General features: G+C 55.4%; 15 protein-coding genes and 1 pseudogene. 7 read left to right on the forward strand and 9 right to left on the reverse strand.

Annotated elements, in window-relative coordinates; translation table 11 throughout:
• Positions 1-17: 17 nt before the first annotated feature.
• Together RC74_RS23565 and RC74_RS13600 are read left to right on the forward strand one after the other, a co-directional pair.
• Positions 18-467: pseudogene (locus tag RC74_RS23565) on the forward strand (fumarylacetoacetate hydrolase family protein).
• Between the two features lie 79 nt (positions 468-546).
• Positions 547-1,038 carry an amidohydrolase family protein gene (locus tag RC74_RS13600; protein WP_038999979.1) on the forward strand — a complete coding sequence of 164 codons (492 nt, stop codon included), beginning with the start codon at positions 547-549 and terminating at the stop codon, positions 1,036-1,038.
• Positions 1,039-1,093: 55 nt separating this feature from the next.
• Here RC74_RS13600 and RC74_RS22270 read toward each other — a convergent pair whose 3' ends face one another.
• Positions 1,094-1,450, reverse strand: coding sequence for an NADPH-dependent FMN reductase (locus RC74_RS22270; protein WP_156477479.1), 357 nt, complete (start codon positions 1,448-1,450; stop codon positions 1,094-1,096).
• A gap of 482 nt (positions 1,451-1,932) precedes the next feature.
• Between RC74_RS22270 and RC74_RS13610 the strand changes: the two genes are divergently transcribed.
• Positions 1,933-2,538, forward strand: coding sequence for a hypothetical protein (locus tag RC74_RS13610; RefSeq protein WP_156477480.1), 606 nt, complete (start codon positions 1,933-1,935; stop codon positions 2,536-2,538).
• 14 nt (positions 2,539-2,552) lie between these two features.
• Here RC74_RS13610 and RC74_RS13615 read toward each other — a convergent pair whose 3' ends face one another.
• On the reverse strand, positions 2,553-3,026 hold the full coding sequence (locus RC74_RS13615) for an Lrp/AsnC family transcriptional regulator (protein WP_038999978.1): 474 nt from the start codon (positions 3,024-3,026) through the stop codon (positions 2,553-2,555).
• A 132-nt stretch (positions 3,027-3,158) separates the two neighbouring features.
• Here RC74_RS13615 and RC74_RS13620 point away from each other — a divergent pair, with 132 nt between their 5' ends.
• From RC74_RS13620 to RC74_RS22280, 4 genes are all read left to right on the forward strand, one after another.
• The gene (locus RC74_RS13620) at positions 3,159-5,549 is read left to right on the forward strand and encodes a transketolase-like TK C-terminal-containing protein (RefSeq protein WP_038999977.1); all 2,391 of its coding nucleotides are present in this window, start codon (positions 3,159-3,161) and stop codon (positions 5,547-5,549) included.
• 529 nt (positions 5,550-6,078) lie between these two features.
• Positions 6,079-6,204 carry a hypothetical protein gene (locus RC74_RS23395; RefSeq protein ID WP_257722123.1) on the forward strand — a complete coding sequence of 42 codons (126 nt, stop codon included), beginning with the start codon at positions 6,079-6,081 and terminating at the stop codon, positions 6,202-6,204.
• 21 nt (positions 6,205-6,225) lie between these two features.
• Positions 6,226-6,513: an aldehyde dehydrogenase family protein gene (locus RC74_RS22275; protein WP_038999974.1), complete on the forward strand. Its 288-nt coding sequence runs from the start codon at positions 6,226-6,228 to the stop codon at positions 6,511-6,513.
• A gap of 31 nt (positions 6,514-6,544) precedes the next feature.
• On the forward strand, positions 6,545-7,075 hold the full coding sequence (locus RC74_RS22280) for an aldehyde dehydrogenase family protein (protein WP_038999973.1): 531 nt from the start codon (positions 6,545-6,547) through the stop codon (positions 7,073-7,075).
• A 212-nt stretch (positions 7,076-7,287) separates the two neighbouring features.
• Here RC74_RS22280 and RC74_RS13640 read toward each other — a convergent pair whose 3' ends face one another.
• From RC74_RS13640 to RC74_RS13670, 7 genes are read right to left on the reverse strand one after another with little or no spacing between them, the layout of a single operon-like run.
• Positions 7,288-8,574: an NAD(P)/FAD-dependent oxidoreductase gene (locus tag RC74_RS13640; protein WP_038999971.1), complete on the reverse strand. Its 1,287-nt coding sequence runs from the start codon at positions 8,572-8,574 to the stop codon at positions 7,288-7,290.
• Between the two features lie 5 nt (positions 8,575-8,579).
• Positions 8,580-10,037, reverse strand: a complete 1,458-nt coding sequence (locus RC74_RS13645) for an NAD-dependent succinate-semialdehyde dehydrogenase (protein WP_038999970.1) — start codon at positions 10,035-10,037, stop codon at positions 8,580-8,582.
• Positions 10,037-11,317, reverse strand: a complete 1,281-nt coding sequence (locus tag RC74_RS13650; protein WP_038999968.1) for a 4-aminobutyrate--2-oxoglutarate transaminase — start codon at positions 11,315-11,317, stop codon at positions 10,037-10,039. Before RC74_RS13650 ends, RC74_RS13645 begins: the two co-directional genes overlap by 1 nt.
• Positions 11,318-11,350: 33 nt before the next feature.
• Positions 11,351-12,031 (reverse strand): type 1 glutamine amidotransferase, encoded by a 681-nt coding sequence (locus tag RC74_RS13655; RefSeq protein ID WP_038999967.1) that lies wholly within the window; start codon positions 12,029-12,031, stop codon positions 11,351-11,353.
• On the reverse strand, positions 12,028-13,002 hold the full coding sequence (speB, locus tag RC74_RS13660; protein ID WP_335339542.1) for an agmatinase: 975 nt from the start codon (positions 13,000-13,002) through the stop codon (positions 12,028-12,030). Before speB ends, RC74_RS13655 begins: the two co-directional genes overlap by 4 nt.
• Before the next feature lie 7 nt (positions 13,003-13,009).
• A complete protein-coding gene (locus RC74_RS13665; RefSeq protein WP_038999966.1) occupies positions 13,010-14,320 on the reverse strand; it encodes an NAD(P)/FAD-dependent oxidoreductase in 1,311 nt (436 codons plus the stop codon).
• On the reverse strand, positions 14,320-15,633 hold the full coding sequence (locus RC74_RS13670; protein WP_236939935.1) for a glutamine synthetase family protein: 1,314 nt from the start codon (positions 15,631-15,633) through the stop codon (positions 14,320-14,322). The genes RC74_RS13665 and RC74_RS13670 overlap by 1 nt, the downstream gene beginning before the upstream one ends.
• Between the last annotated feature and the right edge of the window lie 92 nt (positions 15,634-15,725).

The following is a 15,725-nucleotide window of genomic DNA, read 5'->3' on the forward strand; positions in this document are numbered from 1 at the left end:
ACTCGGCGGAAAGCGGCTTGGAACAGCCAACGTTTCCAACCCTGTTTGGCCGTTTCAACTCGTCACTTATCGGGCACGGTGCCTCAATCATCCGTCCACAAGTGTCGAACCAACTCGATTATGAAGGTGAATTGGTTGCGATCATCGGGACCGAAGCGTCCAAAGTGTCCGAAGCCGATGCGCTGAATTATGTCGCGGGATACTCAATCTTCAACGATGCCTCAATCCGCGACTATCAGGTTAAGTCGCCGTAATGGACCGCAGGCAAGAATTTCGCCAACACAGGCGCCTTCGGACCCTATTTTATCACGGAGGACGCGTTACCCAAGGGCTGTCTCGGGTTAACACTGACAACCCGCTTCAATGGCAAAGTGCTGCAACAGGCCCAGATCGACGACATGATGGTGCCTGATCTTCGGGTGGCGCAGGTTTTCTACACCAGCTTGGGCCTAGATGTGCGCGAATAGGGGGAGGGGTGGGGCTTTATACCTTCGGGTCGACCCAATGCTGGGCTTTCCTTGGGGATCCGATTGCGCACGATGAAACATGGCGACGACCCCCACTATAGCGAAGATCCTAACCTTGTTTTTTGTCACCGATGAGCAACGCGCGTGTTGGCAGAGTATCGCCGCGGATTTTGCTGCCAGCCTGTCTGAAGGGGCGAAGGTTGAGTTGGACCGTATGTATGATGCCCAGATGAAACTGACGCTTCAGATGGCGAAAGAGGGTGTGCCAATGTTGGCGGACTCGGATTACGGCGGTCAATGGCTGGTGCCGGGTTTTAGCCTGCATCAGGAATTCGCCGAGTTGGCCAACGCGGGATTGACATCGCTGCAAATCCTGCAAATGACCACGTTGAATGCTGGACAGTTTCTAGACCGTGATATGGGCCAAATCGCGGCGGGAATGGCGGCGTATCTCGTCTTGCTCAGCGCGGACCCACTGGCCGATGTGGCGAACCTGAACCAGATCGAAGGTGTCGTGGAGGCAGGAACCTATCTTGATCGCGCCGCACTTGACGCGCTGCTGGTCCACTAAAAAAAGCGCGCCATCCGAGGGGTCGGTTGGCGCGCGATCTATTAAAAGGGGCCTTTTAGCTCGCAGTCATTTTACCCACTAGTTTTTCCATCCGTGCCCCGAAATCGGCGATAAACTCGGAGAGCGTTTCGTCGTCCATCTGGCCGTCATCTCCTATCATGGTGGGCGATTTGAAGGTGATGTAGACCTCCCCCGGCATGACAATCGCGCCCTGAATGGCGAGGATTTGGCGTAGGTGTTGTTGTCCGACGGCGGTGCCGATCCCACCGAGAGACGCGCCCGTCATTGCGATCACTTTGTCGCGCCAGATGTTTTCTGCGGGTGGTTTTGATCCCCAATCAACGGCGTTGTTCAAAACACCGGGGATCGAACGGTTGTATTCTGGCGTAACGATGCAAACCCCGTCGCACATCACAGATGGCCTTGGTAAAATTTTTCACCTCTGCTGGTCTTTTGCCTTCCAGATCGACATTTTACCATGGCATTTCCTCCATACTCGCAAGGATGAAACGCAAATTGGCAGGTGCCGATAACTTGATAGCGCGGGCCAGTTTATGGTTGATGGAACCTGTGCGTGTGCTGCCTACGGGCAGGGCGACAGAATACCTGTCATGGTAATCCTTTGTCAAAGAGGTTGCAGAGTTTTCTAAACGCAATGAAGCGGTCTTTTATCGCAGCTTTCGATTTATGACCGGAGCAAACGTTACTCGCATGCAGGAAGCGTGCCCTCTGTGGTTACGCAATCTTATTCTCAAAGTACGTTAGTTTGGCGATAGCGAGGATTAAAAAATAATATATTATTTTCTATTAGTTTACTATATTTGAGGCCGACCCTGTTATTGTTTTGCCTATGCCGCAGGATTGGCGGAAGGCGAAATAGTGGAAGGCAGGACTTTGACACACGATTCCACCCAACAAATTTTATCCCAATTAACGACGCGATTTCCGGGCGTTCCCGTCGGCCCTGATGGCACCCCGCGTTACCATTTTTTCCACGCGCCGAATTCAGGATGCTCACAAAAAGTGCGCGCTGTTTTGGCGTATTATCAAGTTTCCCATTGCTCCCATCTGCTCGATATCTTCGCGGGCAAGACGTATGATCCTGCCCAAGTTCACGTGCGCATGCAGGGCTGTGCGTGCCTTGGGGTGCCATTGGCGGCCCAACATTTAGGGACGACTTCGGTAGAGGCAAACGGCTGTGACGGGTGTGTGGTGCCTACATTGGTTGATGTGAAGGACGGGACGTTTTTGTGGATTCCTTGCGCATTTGTCAAATGCTGGACGCCTCGAAAGGGGGGCGGGGCCTTGGTTCCCGCTGCCTTGCGCGCTGCCATTATGGCCGAACTCGCAGTGGTGCACGATCTGCCGAACTACCAAAGTTTGGCCGTTCGGGTGGTGCCCGAATCTGCGCCCGGAAATGCGCTTCCAGCCCTGCGTTCGGCCATAATCGACGTTCCCGGAGCCCGTTTGGAACCGACGAAATCCGCGGTTTCCGCATGAGTTTTAGCAGGGCTTCAGAGGTCCAGCGTGCGGGACAATCCGGCCTTTACACGTCGCAACGGCACCGAACTTTCAATCGAGGCCACGCCGGACACTTTGGTAAACGAACCTGTCAAGAAACGCTCGAAATCCGCCGGACTGCGGGTGGCAATGCGCAAAAGGTAGTCGCGATTTCCGGTCATAAGCCAGCAATCAACCACCTCGGGAAAACTGCGCACGGCGGCCTCAAAGCTGGCCAGTGCATCGTCAACTTGTCGCGCCAGTTTGACCGAGACAAAGACCGAAAATTCGTACCCCAAGGCCGCTTCATCAATCAGGGCTGCATAGCCGGTAATGATCCGGTCTTCTTCCAAAATACGCAACCGGCGCGCCACCGGAGAGGGGCTGAGGTTGACCTGTTCGGCAAGGTCGTTGATCGACGCGCGCCCGTTGGTTTGCAACGCGCGCAGGATGCCAATGTCGTAGGAATCCAGTTTGGCGATTGTCATGGCGATTCTCCAGTTGTTTGATGAATATCACCACAAATCGAGAAGATTGGCGACGGATATAGTGAAAAAATCCGTAAGTTTAGTTGTAATGTCGCGCAAGTTGCTCCGAAACACACTCTCTGAGGTCCTCCCATGACACCTACTGACGCCGCTCATTTAAAAACCCTTGAAGACCGCCTGTTGTGGCTGTCTCACTGGATGATCCACCATGCCAACCACATCCGTCCAAAAGAGGACGGGATCAAGGTGGGTGGGCATCAGGCCAGTTCGGCGTCGATGGTGTCGATCATGACCGCGCTATATTTTTCGGCACTCAAACCTGCGGATCGTGTGGCAGTTAAGCCCCATGCCTCGCCGATCTTTCATGCCATGCAGTATCTGATGGGCAACCAAACCCTCGACAAAATGAAAAATTTTCGCGGGTTCGGCGGGGTGCAATCCTATCCCAGCCGCACCAAAGATGTGGATGACGTGGATTATTCGACGGGCTCGGTTGGGCTGGGCGTGGCGATCACGGCTTTTGGGTCGATCGTTCAGGATTACATCTCGGCAAAAAGCTGGGGCAACGATCTGACGCTTGGGCGGAATGTGGCGCTTGTGGGCGATGCCGAACTTGACGAGGGAAATGTTTACGAGGCCTTGCAGGAGGGTTGGAAAAACGATCTGCGCAATTGTTGGTGGATCATTGATTACAACCGCCAGTCCCTTGATGGCGTGGTGCGCGAAGGGCTTTTTGAGCGGATCGAAAAAATATTCGAGGCGTTTGGCTGGAATGTGATCCGCGTGAAATACGGAGCGTTACAGCGCGCGGCCTTCCTTGAGGCGGGCGGCGAGGCGTTGCGCGCGTGGATCGATGCCTGTCCGAACCAGCAATATTCGGCCCTGACCTATCAGGGTGGCGCAGTGTGGCGCAAACGTTTGATGGACGATTTGGGCGACCAAGGGGCAGTGACGGCCTTGATCGAGAAACGTTCTGATGACGACCTCGCCGCATTGATGGAGAACCTCGGCGGCAATTGCGTTTCAACCATGGCGGATGTTTTTGCCAGCGTCACCGATGATCGCCCGACCTGTTTTCTGGCCTATACGATCAAAGGGTGGGGCACGCCGATTGCGGGCCACAAGGACAACCACGGCGGCTTGATGACCAAGAACCAGATGGCCGACTGGCAAAAGCGCATGGGCGTGCCTGATGGCGAAGAATGGGACAAGTTCGCCACCGTGGCGGATACCGCAGGGTTGCAAAACTTCCTCGACAAAACTCCGTTTTTCGCCGAGGGGCTTAGAAGGTACTCCGACGATGTTCTGCCTGTGCCTGCAATAGCCTTGTCATCGGATCGCGAGATTTCGACGCAAATGGCCTTTGGCAAAATCCTTGATGATCTGTCCAAAGGCGACAGTGATCTGGCCGAACGGATTGTCACCATGTCGCCCGATGTGACGGGCACCACAAACCTTGGCCCTTGGGTGAACCGCCGCAAACTATTTGCCCGTAAAGCGCAGGCCGACGCCTTTATTGAGCATCGCATTCCGTCCACGGCGAAATGGGAATTTACACCCGACGGCCAGCATATCGAACTTGGCATTGCCGAAATGAACCTGTTTCTGTTGCTCGGAGCGGCGGGCTTGTCCCATTCCTTGTTTGGCAAACGGTTGATCCCAATTGGCACGCTTTATGATCCCTTTGTAGTGCGCGGACTCGATGCGTTGAATTACGCCTGTTATCAGGATGCGCGTTTCATGGTCGTGGGCACGCCCTCCGGTGTGACGCTGGCCCCCGAAGGTGGCGCGCATCAATCCATCGGCACTCCGCTAATCGGCATGAGTCAGGACGGTCTCGCGGCGTTTGAACCTGCCTTTGCCGACGAGTTGGCCACGATCATGGAATGGGCTTTTGGCTATCTTCAGCGCGACGGAGCGGGTGATCCGGACGAGCGCACATGGTTGCGGGATGAAACCGGTGGCTCGGTCTACTTGCGGCTCTCGACCAATCCGGTGGAGCAACCGGGCAAACGGCCGGATGAAGACTGGCGACAAGGCGCAATCGACGGCGCCTATTGGTTGCGCAAACCGGGGCCAAATTGCGAAGTGGTGATTGCCTATCAAGGGGCCATTGCGCCCGAAGCTATCCGCGCCGCAGGGGCCATCGCCGAACACAGGCGCGATATCGGCGTTCTGGCGGTCACGTCCGCTGACCGTTTGAACGCAGGCTGGACAGCGGCACAACGGGCGCGCGCGCACGGCCAGTTTGAGGCGATGAGCCATGTGGAGCGGTTGATGCAAACCCTGCCGCGCCATTGCAAATTGGTAACCGTTATTGACGGCCACCCAGCAACCCTGTCGTGGCTTGGCTCCGTCCACGGACACCAGACTATACCGCTCGGGGTGGAACACTTTGGCCAAACGGGCACCATCAATGACCTCTATCGCCACTTCGGCATCGAAGCCGACAGTATCATCGGCAAAATCAACGGCTTAACGCCGGGCCGCAGCATGGCGGTCTCAAGGAATGAGCCTCAATGACCCAGACAATGATTTTCAGCTGCCCCGGCGCTTGTTCGCGCGTCACAATGACAGCACTCGAAGATATCAGCGCGCCCTATGAGGTGCGCTGGTGGTCGAGGGTACAACCCTGACTGTATATGCGGCGATCCTGCATTATCTGCATATCACCCGTCCGCGGGTAAAATTACTACCCCAGACGGGTGATGCGATTGCGGCCTTCCGAAGGTCGCGAAGCCGAAACCGCAAGCATCCACGCGGAAGTTTCGTTTCTACGCGCGCTGGCGCGTGAAGTCGCGGTACTTTCATTCGAGAGCATTGCCCTAGATCCCACAAGACACTGACTCAGAGGTAAAAAATAATATCGAATTCCAACCACTGGCGCAAACCGCATTTCATTGACCGCGCGTGGTCGCCAGCCGATGACCGCACCTTTGGCGACTGTATTCCGTTCAGAAGCCAAGTGATTGAGCGCATAGTGGCGGGTGGCCGTGCATAAGCCGACGGAGCAGATGCCGCGACGCACGCGGCCTTTCCAGAATGGGCCGCCATGACACCAAGCGCGTGGCAGGCGCTGTTCTTAAAAGCGGCGGAAATCACCGATCGGCGTCACGATGATCCCGTGCATCTGAAGGCGGTTGAGGCGGGGACGGCCTGCGCATTTGCGTCTTTTTAGGTACGGCTCTCGGCCAGTTTGATGCGACAGGCGGCCTCGTGGGGTTACCTTTCGTATGGCTATCTGCTTAAGAGTGACTTTCTCGGACGCATGGTCATGGTCGCGCGCAAACCTTTGGAGGTTGTGGCTGGCTTCCCCGCAGGAACGTTCAACGTTGCCACCCATGCACCGGGGCAGGCGGTGTCGGCGGCCAATGCATTTTTTAAAAGTCGGACGGTGCGGTGTATCAACCTAACAGGATCAGGCAAAACCGCGCGTGTCTTGGGCGAACAGGCCGGGCGGTCCCTGAAACGCTTGGTGCTGGAATAGGGCGGATTCAACTCAATGATCGTGCTCTCTGATGCAAACCTTGAAGTCTGGTGATCCGCTCACAGAAGGCGTGGTCGTCGGCCCATTGATCAACGACCGCGCCGTGGAACAGGCCCAAGGGCGCTTGCAAGACGCCCTCGACAAAGGGGCGCGGCTGGTGTTGGGCGGCACGGTCAAAGGCCGCATTTTTGAGCCGACGATCCTTGCCGACGTGCCAAAAGATGTGGTGGCGACGCAGGGCTGTGACGAAACCTTCGGCCCGTTGCTAATCATCGAAGCGTTTGACGATCCGGAACAGGCGCTGGTTGATGCGCAGGACACGCCTTACGGACTTAGTGCTGCTATCATGACCGGAAACGCGGCCCGAGGTTTGGAAATGGCGCAACGGTTTGACACCGGTATTGTCCATGTCAACGGCGCAACAATGGCGGGCGAAGCGTCGCTCCCCAATGGCGGAGTCAAGGATTCTGGCTGGGGCCGGTCGGGTCACTATGCCGTCGAGGATTTCACCGAAATTCGTTTAACAACGGTCAGCAGCAAACCGGGGCACTTTCCATTTTAACCTGTTTTCCCGTGATGAATTTTATATTTTCTACGGGAAAATGGAAGGCCGTCTTCCGTAAGAGAGCTCTCGCTGATTTGGAGCTTTTTCGTTTGTTCGATCTTAGTGTTCAATTAAACAGACTGCGCCTGAACCTGTCAGGGACAGGCGCAGTCCAGATGATTGCAGGTCATTTGGCGTCGAAATTTTCCGCAAGCTATAGGGAGGGTGCCTTAACTGGCGATCCTGTCCCGCATACGATAATACGCCATGCCCACTGCGATCATGAGGCTCCCCATGCTGCGACCAACAGGCAAACTCCAATGGCGCACATTTTCAAAAACGTTGAATTCTGAGGCCTCTCCAGCGATTTCTCGTGCGGTGAGGTCGGCGAGGATATGTGTAAGGGCAATCCCGTGGCCCGAGTAACCCTGCACATAGAAAACGTCTTTTGAGAGGCGACCCACTTGCGGAATGCGGTTCAGGATGATCCCATCCATCCCCGCCCAACTGTAATCAATGCCGACACCTTTGAGGCGCGGAAATGTGCGTTCCAATGCGGGGCGAAGTTCCGCCGCGATGTCGCCGCTGTCGCGTCCCGAATAATTGGTGCCGCCGCCAAACATGACGCGATTGTCCGCTGTCAGACGGTAGTAATCCAAAATGAAACGCCCGTCATAGACCGCGATATCCTGTGGATTGATCGCCCGCGCGACGTCGGCATCCAGTGGTTCGGTCACCATATTTGCCAAAGAAGCGGGGAACAATTTTCCGCGCAGCTTTTCCTGCTCCAGTAGATGATAGGCATTACCGGCAAGGACAAGTTTATCCGCTGTGATGACGCCGTTTTCGGTCACAAGTTTTGGCCGTGCGCCGTATTCAATGGCTGTAACCTTAGTGTTCTCGAAAATCTGCGCGCCCAGCGATTGGGCCGCCAGCGCTTCACCCACACATAGGTCCAGCGAATGCACGTGCATGTTGCGACGGTTGAGCAACCCGCCGATATAGAGATCGGATTCCAGATACTCGCCCATTTTGTCCGCGGGGACCATTTCAAGGTGATCCTGCATGCCGCGGGCGCATCCTTGCTCAAAGGTCGCCGTCAACTCGCGCAGATGGCTTTTGTTCAAGGCCGTTTGCATTTGCCCGAACTTTAAATCGCACTTAATCCCGTATTTTTCCACACGGTTTTTGATGATGTCGTGGCCCCGCCACCGTAAATCCCAAACAAATTCAGAGGCTTGATCGCCTAAGGTTCGTTTGAATTCGCGCTCCATTGCTGTATCGCCAGACAGGCTGCCGGTGATCTGTCCGCCATTGCGCCCCGTCGCGCCCCAACCGATTTGGTTGGCTTCGCAGACAGCCACGCGCAGGCCGCGTTCAGCCAGTTCAACGGCCGTTGCAATCCCCGTAAACCCCCCGCCAACGATGGCGACATCAACATCGATGTCACCATCCAACGCTGGAAACCCGTCCTTATGACGGGCCGAAGCGGCATAGTAGCTTTTAGCGTGCTCCAACTTTCTTACTGCACTTCACCAAAACACATGTACTTTAGCTCAAGGTAATCTTCTGTGCCATATTTCGAGCCTTCGCGCCCGAGACCAGATTGCTTAACCCCGCCAAATGGGGCGACTTCAGTAGAGATCAGACCTGTGTTGATGCCCACAATCCCTGTTTCCAAGGCCTCGGCCACGCGCCAGATCCGATTAACGTCTTGTGCATAGAAATACCCAGCGAGGCCGAATTCAGTGTCATTCGCCATGCGGATCACTTCTTCTTCGGTTTCAAAACGGAAAAGTGGCGCCAAGGGGCCAAAGGTTTCTTCGCGCGCGACGGCCATGTCGAGCGTCACGTCCGTAAGAATTGTGGGCTCAAAGTAGGTTCCGCCCAAGGCATGCCGCTTGCCGCCCATGGCAATTTTTGCGCCTTTTCCCGTGGCATTGGCGATGTGCTCTTCGACCTTGAGCACAGCCGCGTCACTGACCAATGGGCCTGTTGTGATGCCGGCCTCCATGCCATTGCCGATAGTCAGCGCCGACATCGCCGTTTGAAGTTTGGCCGCGAAGGCCTCATAAACGCCGGATTGAACGTAAATACGGTTGGCGCAAACGCAGGTTTGACCGTTGTTGCGGAACTTCGAGATCATGGCGCCCGTGACGGCCGCATCCAAATCGGCGTCGTCAAAAACGATAAACGGCGCGTTGCCGCCCAGCTCCAAGCTCATTTTTTTGATGGTGTCCGCGCATTGTTTCATTAGGATTTTCCCAACGCGCGTGGACCCCGTGAAGGTGATTTTCGCCACTTTGGGGTTTTCGCAGAGTTCCTGTCCCGTTTCGGCGGCATTGCTCGACGGGATGATATTCAAAACCCCTGCTGGAATGCCCGCACGTTCGGCCAAAACGGCCATGGCCGTTGCCGACAAAGGCGTGAGTTCCGCGGGCCGCGCCACGAAGGTACAGCCAACCGCCAAAGCGGGAGCGACCTTGCGAGCGATCATTGCGTTGGGGAAATTCCAAGGCGTAATGGAGCCAACAACGCCAATGGGCTGCTTGATCACAAGGATACGTTTGTCGCGTTGGTGGCCCGGAATAACATCGCCATAGATGCGCTTTGCTTCTTCGGCGAACCACTCAATAAAGGACGCGCCGTAGAGGATTTCGCCTTTGGCTTCGGCCAATGGTTTGCCCATTTCCGCCGTTAGGATGGTGGCTAAATCATCGGCGTTCGCAACCAAGAGGTCGTACCATTTGCGCATAACCCCCGCGCGTTCCTTGCCCGTCCATTTGGCCCATTCCTTTTGGGCTTTATGGGCGTATTCGATTGCGTCGCGAACCATCTCAACGGGCACATCGGCGACCCGTACAATTTCTTCGCCGGTCGCCGGATTGAGAACGGCGAAGGTCTTCTCGGTCTCAATCCACTTGCCATTAATATAGGCGCGCGGTTCCAAAAGGCTGGGATCGTTTAAAGCGAGGGTCATTATGCATCTACCTTTGCTGCGGAGATTGAATCTTCAAGGATATCAAGCGCTTCAGCAAAGATATCGTCGGGAATAGTGATCGGCGCAAGGAAGCGAAGGACGTTGCCATACACGCCACAAGTGAGCAACACGAGGTTGCGTTTGAGCGCTTCCATCCGCACGCGGTTAGTGAAATCCGCATCCGGCTTGGAGCCATCAACGGTGTTAAATTCTGTGGCCACCATAAAACCTTGGCCACGAACATCAACCATTTGTGGCGTTGTTTGCCTGATTTGCTCTAGGCGCTGTTTTAGGCGCGAGCCAAGTTCGTTGGCGCGGGCGCAAAGGTCTTCTTCCTCAATCACATCCAAAACGGCGTGCGCCGCTGCAATTCCAAGGGGATTTCCGCCGTATGTTCCGCCCAAACCACCAGGATTTGCGGCGTCCATAATCTCGGCTTTTCCCGTTACCGCAGCAAGGGGCAGGCCGCCCGCAAGCCCTTTGGCCATCGTCGTAATATCGGCGGATACATCATAACCATCCATCGCAAACATTTGCCCCGTACGCGCAAATCCTGTCTGAACTTCATCCGCGATCATGACGATCCCGTGCTCATCACACAGGCGGCGCACTTCGCGCATGAGGGCCGCGGGGGCGGCGTAAAATCCACCTTCGCCTTGGACGGGTTCGATAATGATCGCGGCAACGCGGGTGGGATCAAGGTCTGCTTTGAAAAGCTTGGTCAAGGCGGCCATCGACTCGTCGGTCGAGACACCATGTAATTCAATCGGAAACGGGATGTGATAGACATCGGGCATCATGGCGCCGAAGCCCTTTTTGTAGGGCTCAACCTTGCCCGTTAGCGACATGCCCATAAACGTGCGTCCGTGAAAACCACCGCCAAAGGCGACAACCGCAGGGCGTCCGGTATAAGCGCGTGCGATTTTGATCGAATTCTCAACCGCTTCCGCGCCCGTGGTGACAAACACGGTGCGTTTTTTAAAGTCACCAGGAACGATTTCATTCAGCCTCTCACCCAAGCTGATGTAGTTTTCATAGGGCAAAACTTGATGGCAAGTATGGGTGAAACGGGTCATTTGGTGTTGGACGGCGGCCATGACTTTCGGGTGGCAATGCCCCGTGTTGACCACCGCAATCCCCGCCGCAAAGTTGATGTAACGGGTGCCTTCAACGTCCCAAACTTCGGAGTTTAACGCACGGTCAACATAGATTTGCGTCATCATGCCTACGCCACGGGCAATTGCCCCCGTGCGGCGTTCTGCGATTGCTGCGTTTGTCATTTCGGTCTCCATTATCTTTATGGCGATAAGCTCTTAAGGGCGGTCAGCTTTGAAAAACTTCTCGATGTGGTCGGCGAAGGATGCGGAGGTTAGGTCCTCTCCCGCTCGCTTTGCCGCGTTTTCGCGGATGTCATCGGGCAAAGCTTTTCCGCGCGTTTGGAGCAATGCGGTCAAGAATTCTCCTGTGAACTCTGGGTGCGGCTGGATGGTCAGCGCCTTGTTGCCATAAACAAGGATCGCGTTTTCGCAAAACGCGGAGCTGCCTACGACCGTGGCCTCGTCTGGCCGCTTAACAACCTGATCTTTGTGCCAAGCAATTATGTTTTGGTCGCCAAAACGCTCAGAAGTGTATTTCGCGGGGCCGACGGACCAGCCCCCCTCAAACTTTTCGATTTTTCCACCCAAGGCTTGCGCCAAAATTTGGTGGCCAAAACAAATGCCCACGATGGGGGTGCCAAGGGCGTAGGTTTCCCTGAGGAAGTCTTCGAGTGGCGCAATCCACGCGTGCCCTTCATAGACGCCAAACCGCGATCCGGTAATCAGCCAGCCGTCCGCATCCTTGGGGCTTGTCGGAAAAACGCCATCTAGCACGGGATAGTTTTCAAACTCAAATCCCCTGCCACCGAGGTAGTTCATGAAAAACGCGCCATAGTCTCCGTGCTTTTCTTGGGTTTCATCGGGCGAGCGGCCGGTTTGAAGAATGCCGATTTTCATGGTCTAAATCCTTCCCACTGGGGCGGTTTTTGCGCCCAATTGTTCCGCGAGAACACAGAGCCAATCATGGGCCACATGTGCCGCCGCGATGGCCGTAATTTCCGCATGGTCAAAGGGGGGGATACCTCGACGATATCCATCCCGATGAGGTTTAACGGGGTGAGGCCGCGCACAAACTCCAACGCTTGCCAAGAGGCCAAGCCACCCGGTACGGGGGTTCCTGTGCCCGGTGCAAAGGCTGGGTCCATACCGTCGACGTCAAAACTCAGATACACAGGCGCATCGCCCGCGCGCTCAACTGCAACCTTGATCGCGGCGTCGATACCGTTGCGGTGAACCCAAGGGCTGGTCAGGATTTCAAACCCAAAGTCGCTTGCGTTATAGGTCCGCAATCCCACTTGGGTTGAGCGGCTTACATCGATGATACCCTCGTTGACAGCACGCGCAAACATGGTGCCGTGGTTCATCTCGGTGCCGTTGTCTTCCCATGTGTCGCAATGCGCATCAAATTGAATGAGGGCGATGGGGCCGTGTTTTTCTGCATGGGCCTTAAGGAGAGGATAGGCGATCGAATGATCGCCGCCAATCGTGAGAAGGCGTGTGCCTGTGGCGATGATCTCGCGGGCTTGGGCTTCGATCGCGGGTTTGATCGTTTCGGGGTGATGTGGGTCAAGAAATACATCGCCGAAATCGACAACCGATAGGGTTTGGAACGGGTCAAAGCCCCACGGAAACGCCTGTAATTCCGCGAGTTGAACAGACGCTGCGCGCACGGCTTGCGGGCCGAGGCGGCAACCGGGACGAAAAGTGACGGCGTTGTCAAAAGGAACGCCCAGAACCGCCACATCAACACCCGTCAAATCGCGGGAATATTTGCGCCGCAGGAAGCTTAACGCGCCCCCGTAGGTCATCTCTTGCCATCTGCCTTTGGGGTCCGTTTTTCTAAATGCTTGATCGCCAGAATTTGTCATCTCAGCCTCACAATCCAAACCGGTCTTTAAAACCATAATACCAAGAGCCAATCACGGAGTAGGGCACGCGGAACATGCGCCCTCCAGGGAAAGGAATCCATGGGACTTTTGCAAATACATCCAAACGTGAACGGTCGCCGTCAATCGCTTCGGCCAGAATGCGGCCAAAGGTGTGCGATCCGGTAATGCCGTGCCCAGAATAACCATGTGCGAAATAGGTGTTGTCGTTTAGGCGGCCCATTTGCGGGACGCGGCTAAAGGATAGGGCGAAGTTGCCGCTCCATGCGTATTCGACCTTTTTATCGCGCAACTCGGGAAATACTTTGTCCATATTTTTGCGCAGTTTTGCCTCGATATTCTTGGGGTCAGCGCCGCCGTAAACGGTACCTCCGCCAAACAAAAGACGGTTATCCGCAGAGAGGCGATAATAGTCCAGAATATAGCGAATATCTTCGATGCAGGTATCCGTTGGAAGAAGGCGTTTCGCCAGATCCGCGTCCAATTGTTCCGTCGCCATAACTTGGGTCGAGACGGGCATGACGCGACTGGTAAGCCCCGGCACGACGTGGCCAAGATAGGCGTTGCCACAGAGGACCAGCGTTTTACAGGTGATTGTGCCAGCGTCCGTCGTTATGACGGGTTCCTTGGCGTCGCTATTGACGCTACGCACCATCGACATCTCAAAGATTGTGCCGCCATTTTTCTCAAAGGCGTCCGCTTCTCCGAGGGCCAAGTTGAGCGGATGCATATGCCCGCCCGCGTGGTCAATCATCCCGCCAGCATAGACGTCAGACCCGACGTAGTTCTGGATTTTGTCGGGGCCGATCATCTCTTGGGTTTCGATGCCATAGCCGCGCCACAAGGCTAGGCGCTCCTCTAGCTCCTTCATGTGAGCCGAGGTATAGGCGGTAAAAACATTGGTCGGTTTTAGGTCGCATTCAATGCCATAAGTGGCCACGCGCTCGCGGATGATGTCGCCGCCTTCCATGACCAAACCCGCAACAAAATTCGCGGTGTTTTTGCCATAGCGACGGTCGATGGTTTGCAGCGAGGCGTTCAGGCCATTAACGACCTGTCCGCCATTGCGACCAGACGCGCCCCAGCCAATGCGTGCGCCTTCAACTATGGCAACTTGGTAGCCCTTTTCGGCCAAATGCAGCGCTGTCGAGAGGCCGGAGTATCCTGCGCCTACAACACAAACGTCGAATTTTTGATCGCCAACCAAGGGCGCACGCAACGTCCGCGTGTTCGCAGATGCGGCGTAATAGCTGGTGGTGTGTGCGCCATCACCAGCGTAGTTTTTTTGTGTAACGGCCATTAGACGACCTCCAAATATGTTTGATATTCTAACTTCGTTACCGTTTCGAGGAACCGCTCCAATTCCTGGCGTTTTGATTGAACGATCAGTTGAAGGAGCGAAGGATCGAAAATGTCTGCGACGATTGGCCCTTGTTCAAAGGCGTCGATTGCCGCCGCCCAATCCAATGGGAGTTGCGGCATTCCGGCTTCATACACGTTGCCCGTTAAAGGCTCGGGCGCACGTGTTTTGCCTTCAATACCCGCAAGGGCGGCACCCAAAATTGCCGCGAGAACAAGGTAGGGGTTTGCGTCCGCCCCCGCAACACGATGCTCAATGCGGCGCGCTTTGTTGTTTCCGCCGGGGATGCGAATGGCCGCCGTGCGGTTTTCATAGCCCCAAGCAACGGTCGTGGGGGCATGTGAATTGGGGCGCAGTCGACGATAGCTGTTGAAATGCGGGGCAAAGAGTAGCGCACTTTCCTGCATCGCATCGGTGAGGCCGCCAATCGCTGCGCGCATGATGTCGGAGCCTTCGTCGGAGCCATCGTCAAACACATTCTCGTCTTTTTCGTTTAGCAGGGAGAAGTGAACGTGAAGCCCGCTTCCCGCGCCATCGCCATAAGGCTTGGCCATAAAGGTCGCTGTGTGGCCATGGCTTTTTGCAAAGCCTTTGACGATGCGTTTGAACATCATCGCGTCATCAGCCGCGCGCAAGGGATCGTCGGTGTGCAATAGGTTGATCTCAAATTGCCCTGCACCGGTTTCGGAAATCGCCGCATCAACGGGGATGCCACTCTCTGCACAAGCAGCATAAACGTCATCCAAAAACGGCGACAATCGCTCAAGTTCTTGCACCGAAAGCACGTTCTCGGTGTCGAACTTCTCGGACGATGGAATGCCGCCTTGTTCGTGCAGATCGGTGAGGTAAAATTCAAGCTCGGTCGCCACAACAGGGCGCAAACCAAGAGCCGCAAACCGCGCGACGACTGCCGCAAGCGCATGCCGTGAATCGGTGGGATGCGGTGCGCCATTCTCATCATACATGCAAACTGGAACAAACCCAGAAGACGCGCCCATCCAAGGCGATGGCAGGATTTCGTCGCGGATCGGTAAGCAAATCCCGTCAGCGTCACCTGACTCAAATACTAGTTCGCTGCCTTCAATATCACGACCCCAAACATCAACCGTTGCCGCCGACATGGGCATACGAAGGGAGCCGTCAAAGACTTTATCTACTTGATCAATGGGCAATCTTTTCCCACGGAAGGCGCCGTTGATATCGCAAAGGGCCACCATAACCGAATTGTACTTGGGTTCAGACTTCGTGCTCATCGACATTACTTCCTTAAAATACGAGACCACAAAATAATGTGATACCCTTTGTCTAGTTGTGATAGCGTTATTGACAAGAGTCAAGCGTCCGA

Origin of the sequence: Falsihalocynthiibacter arcticus, assembly GCF_000812665.2 — a bacterium.
Classification (GTDB): Bacteria; Pseudomonadota; Alphaproteobacteria; order Rhodobacterales; family Rhodobacteraceae; genus Falsihalocynthiibacter; species Falsihalocynthiibacter arcticus.